This is a genomic window from Arthrobacter sp. Y3223164, assembly GCF_059091005.1.
The window spans coordinates 1-4,982 of record NZ_JBNHGF010000208.1 but is presented as its reverse complement, the minus strand read 5'-3'; the positions used below and the strand labels follow the sequence as shown (position 1 = coordinate 4,982).

Here is a 4,982-nt window from a genome sequence, read left to right as displayed (position 1 = left end):
CCAGCGGGCCGGACCGCTTCCGGCAGGCGGCCGCATGGTGGCGCGGGATCCAGGCCACCGCCGACATCGACAACCGGGTGGGCGGCCCGGGAACCGGACCGGTCGCCTTCGGCTCCTTCGCGTTCTCCTACACCTCGACCCACAGCTCCCGCCTGGTGGTGCCGGAGGTGCTGGTGGGCCTGGATGGCGACCGCGCCTGGCTCACCTATCTGACGTACGACGCCGATGCGCACCTCAGCGCCGAGACGGCCGAGGCCGTGCTCGCGGGCTGGCTGGAAGAAATCTCGGTAGAGCGCAGCCCCGATCCCGCCGACTCCCTCGTTCCGGGACAGGTCTCGGAGCAGGCGTACATGGATGCCGTCGCGGCCGGGGTCAAGCGCATCCGGGCCGGGAACCTGAGCAAACTCGTCGTGGCCCGGGACGTGGTGGCCAATCTCGCCGCCCCCATCGCCACCGCCCAGGTGCTGCGCGAACTCGCGGCGCGGTACAAGGACTGCTGGACGTACTCGGTGGACGGGTTGATCGGCTCCACGCCGGAGATGCTGATCAAGGTGGAGAATAACGTGGCGCGCGCCCGCGTGCTGGCCGGCACGCTCGACCGCTCCCGGGCCCACGGCCACGCCGGCGAATCGGACACCGACTACGCCCAGCGCGTGCTCGCCGGCTCCGAGAAGCAGCTGCACGAGCACCGGATCGCCATCGACTCGCTCACCCGCAAACTCGAGCCCTTCACCACCGCGATGAGTTCGCACAGCGAGCCGTTCGTGCTGGAGCTGCCCAACGTCTGGCACCTGGCGTCCGACGTCTCGGCCGAGCTGGCGCACGACGGCGGGCAGCCGCCGTCGTCGTTGGAACTGGCCGAAGCGGTGCACCCCACCGCGGCCGTGTGCGGCACCCCCACCGAGGTTGCCGGCGCCCTGATCCGCGAACTGGAGCAGATGGACCGCGGGCCGTACGCCGGCCCGGTGGGCTGGACCGACGGCGCCGGCAACGGTGAATGGGGCATCGCGCTGCGCGGCGCCGTGGTGGAGGGTCCCCAGCGGGTCCGGCTTTATGCCGGCTGCGGCATCGTGGACGGCTCCGATCCGGAGGCCGAGCTAGCGGAGACCTGGGCCAAGTTCCGGCCGATGATCGAGGCGCTCGGTTTGCGCCGCAGATAACTATTCACCGACAATCGGCACGGCCGGGGGCCAACCGGCCTCCCGCCGACTACGCTGTTTTCCAATAGGCAATGGCTGTAGCCTGTGGTGCATATCACCTGTTGCGGGCATTCCCGTTACACTTAAGCCGGATTTCCAACGAGACAAAGGTAGTAACTATGCGCAAAAACGCATCCAAGGCGGTCCAGGGGTTCTCCCTTCTGGCCGTGGCGGCACTCGCTTTGACCGCGTGCGGTGGTTCGGACGACGCCGGCGGCAACGGCGGCACGGGCACTGCCGGCGCGGGATCCGAGCTGCCCCTCGTCCAGCCGGGCACGCTGACCGTCTGCTCCGACATCCCCTACCCCCCGTTTGAGTTCGAAGAGGGCGGCAAGTACACGGGCTTCGACATCGACCTGATCACGGAGATCTCTTCGGAGATGGGCCTCGAGGTGGCCATCCAGGACGTCGGTTTCGACGCCCTGCAGTCGGGCGTCACCCTGGCCGCCGGGCAGTGCGACCTCGGCGCCAGCGCGATGACCATCACGGAGGACCGCAAGAAGAACATCGCCTTCTCCGACCCCTACTACGACTCGCTGCAGTCGCTGCTGGTCCCGAAGGACTCCGACATCAAGGCCGTGGGCGATCTCTCCGGCAAGAAGGTGGGCGTCCAGCAGGGCACCACCGGCGAGGCCTACACCCGGGAAAACGCGCCGGAGGACGCCGAAGTCGTCGCCTTCCCGTCCGATGCCGAGATGTACCAGGCCATCCAGGCCGGCCAGGTCGACGCCTTGCTGCAGGACCTGCCGGTGAACATCGGCCACACCGAGGACGGCAAGTTCACCATCGTCGAGGAGTACAAGACCGACGAGTCCTACGGCTTCGCTGCGAAGAAGGAAGGGTCCGAGGCCCTGGTCTCGGCCGTCAACGATGCCCTCTCGACGCTGCGCGACAACGGCAAGTACCAGGAAATCTACGACAAGTACTTCACCGAGTAGCAAGCCCTCCGGCCCCCGTTCCCGTGCGTGAAGCAGCGGGAACGGGGGCCGCCGACTTACAGCTGGAAGGCATCACCAGTGAAACCTTCGACCCGCCGCCGACTTTTCCGCGGGGTCCTTTACGCCATCTTCATCGCCGCCGTCGCTGCCGTCGCCCTGGTGGCCGATTGGGAGGCCATCCGCACGAGCTTCCTGAACCCGGAAGTCCTGGGTGAGCAGTTCCCCACCATCATCGTCACGGCGGCCAAGAACACGGTCGTCTACACCCTGATCGCCTTCGTCGGCGGCCTGCTTTTCGGTCTCCTTTTGGCGCTCATGAAGCTCTCGCCCGTGGCGCCCTACCGGTGGGTGGCGACCGCCTATATCGAGCTGTTCCGCGGCCTGCCTGCCCTGCTGGTGATCTTCGGCTTCGCCTTCGCGGTCCCGATCGCGTTCCAGTGGCGTCCGCCGGGAGGCAGCACGGGGGCCGGGCTGATCGGTCTGATCGTCGTCTCCGCCGCCTACATTGCCGAGACACTCCGCGCCGGCATCGAGGCCGTCCCCGCCGGGCAGCGGGAGGCGGCCCGCTCGCTGGGCATGAACCCGAGCTGGACCATGGTCTCCGTGGTGCTGCCGCAGGCGGTGCGCATCGTCACGCCGCCGCTGACCAATGAGCTGGTCATCCTGATCAAGGACACCTCGCTGCTCTTCATCGCCGGCATGGCCCTGGGCAATCGGGAACTCACGACTTTTGCCCGCGACGGCGTCTCCCAGTTCGCCAATGCCACACCCCTGGTCGCCGCGGCGCTCATGTACCTGATCATCACCTTGCCGCTCACCCAGCTGGTCGCCTGGCTGGAGAAGCGCAACAACAGGAGCCGGTAACCCAATGACTGAAGAATCGCTGCGCCACGACAGGCCGGCCATTGAGGTCAAGGACCTCTGCAAGAACTTCGGCAACAACGAGGTCCTCAAGGGCATCGACTTCCATGTGAACCAGGGCGAAGTGGTCTGCGTGATCGGGCCCTCGGGCTCCGGCAAGTCCACCTTGCTGCGCTGCGTGAACCGGCTCGAGGAGCCCACCAGCGGCACCGTCCTGGTGGAAGGCGTGGACATTACCGACCCGGAAACGGACCTGGACCGGGTCCGCACCCGGATCGGCATGGTGTTCCAGCAGTTCAACCTGTTCCCGCACCTGAACGTCCTGGACAACCTCACCCTGGCCCAGCGCCGGGCCAAGAAGCGCGGCAAGGCCGAAGCCATGGAAGTCGCCCGCAAGAACCTGGAGAAGGTAGGGCTGGCAAACCGCGAGAACGCCTACCCCGCCCAGCTCTCCGGCGGGCAGCAGCAGCGGGTGGCCATCGCGCGCGCCCTGTCCATGAACCCGGACATGATGCTCTTCGACGAGCCCACCTCGGCGCTGGACCCCGAACTGGTGGGCGACGTGCTGGAGGTCATGCGCAAGCTGGCCGACGAGGGCATGACCATGATGGTGGTCACGCACGAGATGGGCTTCGCCCGCGAGGTGGGTGACCGCGTGGTCTTCATGGACGGCGGCGTGGTGGTGGAGCAGGGCAAGCCCGAGGACGTGCTGGCCAACCCGCAGCACGAACGCACCAAGGCGTTCCTCTCGAAGGTCCTCTGAGCAGGCTCAACGCAACATACCGGGCAGGCTCACCCAGCACACCGGGCAGGCTCACCCCAGCAGACGGGAAGTGGCGGTCGCGACGGCGGCCGCCACTTCCGCGTGCACCGCCCGCAGCCGGCTTCGGTCGGTGCGCACCTCCACCACGCTGCGCCCGGCCACCGGCTCGGAGAGGACGGCGTCCAGTTCGTCCGCGTCCTTGACCAGCCGGTGCCGGACCCCGTAGCCAGCCGCCAGCAAGGCAAGGTCCGCGCGGTGCGGGGTGCCGAAGAGGCGTTCGACGGCGGACGTGAACGCCGCGTGCTCCCCCACCTTTCCGTGTTCCAGGGTCGAGAAGATCCCGCCGCCGGAATCGTTGACCACCACGATCTGCAGGTCGGGTTCGGGCTCCCCGGGTCCGAGCAGCAGCGATCCGGCATCGTGCAGGAAGGTCAGGTCCCCCATGAGGGCCCGGGTTCCGGTTCGTGCTCCCAGCGCGATGCCCGCCGCAGTCGCCACGGTGCCGTCGATGCCGGCCACCCCACGGTTGGCGTGCACGAAAGCGTCCGGAATGTCGATCGGCGTTCCGGCCAGGTCCACGTCGCGGATCGGGTTGGACGAACCGAGCACCAGCCGGCCGCGAGTGTGGAGCCAGACCGATCGTGCGACCCGCAGGCCGGTCAGCTCCGGTACGACGTCCAGACGTTTATTCAGGGCCACATCGGCCGCATCGGCGGCGTCCCGCCAGAGCCGCAACCACGCGCCGGACCCCCGGCCCGAGAAGATCGACAGGTCCGCCGGCTCGGAAATCACCCGCTCCCGTCGGCGCCCGGGCTCGTACCAGGGGACCGGATCCGGCTGGAACAGCGCGGCCTGGACGTCCTCCCGTGCCAGCAGGGCGGACACCGGCCGCGAGAGCGTGGGGCGGCCGAAGACCACGGCCCGTTCGATCTGTGACCCGAGGTGGCCCAGCAGCAGGCGGTAGGGTCCGATGGCGTTCGGGCCGAACCTAGCGTTGGAGGACGGTTCGGCCAGCAGCGGCAGCCCGTGTGCACGCGCGAAGGCTTCGGCTCCGGCTCCCGCACCGTGTCCCGCCACGACCACGGTGCGGCGTTCCTCGGTCGCGTGGATAGGCGGTTCCGCCTGTCAACGTGCTCAGGCCCATGCCGTTGTGCATGAAGATCGGCATCACCATGACCGTGCCCAGCATGGTGGCCATGGCGATCATCACGATGATGACCG

General features: G+C 68.1%; 5 protein-coding genes. 4 read left to right on the top strand and 1 reads right to left on the bottom strand.

Annotation, left to right across the window (positions count from 1 at the left end; all coding sequences use genetic code 11):
- The 4 genes from AC5RUJ_RS10915 to AC5RUJ_RS10900 all read left to right on the top strand — a co-directional run.
- On the top strand, positions 1–1,160 hold a 1,160-nt coding region (locus tag AC5RUJ_RS10915; RefSeq protein ID WP_494155858.1), incomplete at its 5' end, for an isochorismate synthase.
- Positions 1,161–1,318: 158 nt separating this feature from the next.
- Positions 1,319–2,137, top strand: coding sequence for a basic amino acid ABC transporter substrate-binding protein (locus AC5RUJ_RS10910; protein ID WP_494012803.1), 819 nt, complete (start codon positions 1,319–1,321; stop codon positions 2,135–2,137).
- A gap of 78 nt (positions 2,138–2,215) precedes the next feature.
- Complete coding sequence (locus tag AC5RUJ_RS10905; protein WP_494000593.1) at positions 2,216–3,001, top strand: amino acid ABC transporter permease; 786 nt, start codon at positions 2,216–2,218, stop codon at positions 2,999–3,001.
- A 4-nt stretch (positions 3,002–3,005) separates the two neighbouring features.
- Positions 3,006–3,761 carry an amino acid ABC transporter ATP-binding protein gene (locus AC5RUJ_RS10900; RefSeq protein ID WP_494000594.1) on the top strand — a complete coding sequence of 252 codons (756 nt, stop codon included), beginning with the start codon at positions 3,006–3,008 and terminating at the stop codon, positions 3,759–3,761.
- Positions 3,762–3,812: 51 nt separating this feature from the next.
- On the opposite strand, the gene AC5RUJ_RS10895 is transcribed toward AC5RUJ_RS10900, so the two are convergent.
- Positions 3,813–4,844: a thiamine pyrophosphate-dependent enzyme gene (locus tag AC5RUJ_RS10895; protein ID WP_494155857.1), complete on the bottom strand. Its 1,032-nt coding sequence runs from the start codon at positions 4,842–4,844 to the stop codon at positions 3,813–3,815.
- Positions 4,845–4,982 lie beyond the last annotated feature (138 nt).

What these genes read in the sequence shown, in the direction of transcription:
- AC5RUJ_RS10910 (WP_494012803.1), top strand. Translation starts at nt 1,319, where the DNA reads ATGCGCAAAAACGCATCCAAGGCGGTCCAGGGGTTCTCCCTTCTGGCC.
- AC5RUJ_RS10900 (WP_494000594.1), top strand. Translation starts at nt 3,006, where the DNA reads ATGACTGAAGAATCGCTGCGCCACGACAGGCCGGCCATTGAGGTCAAG.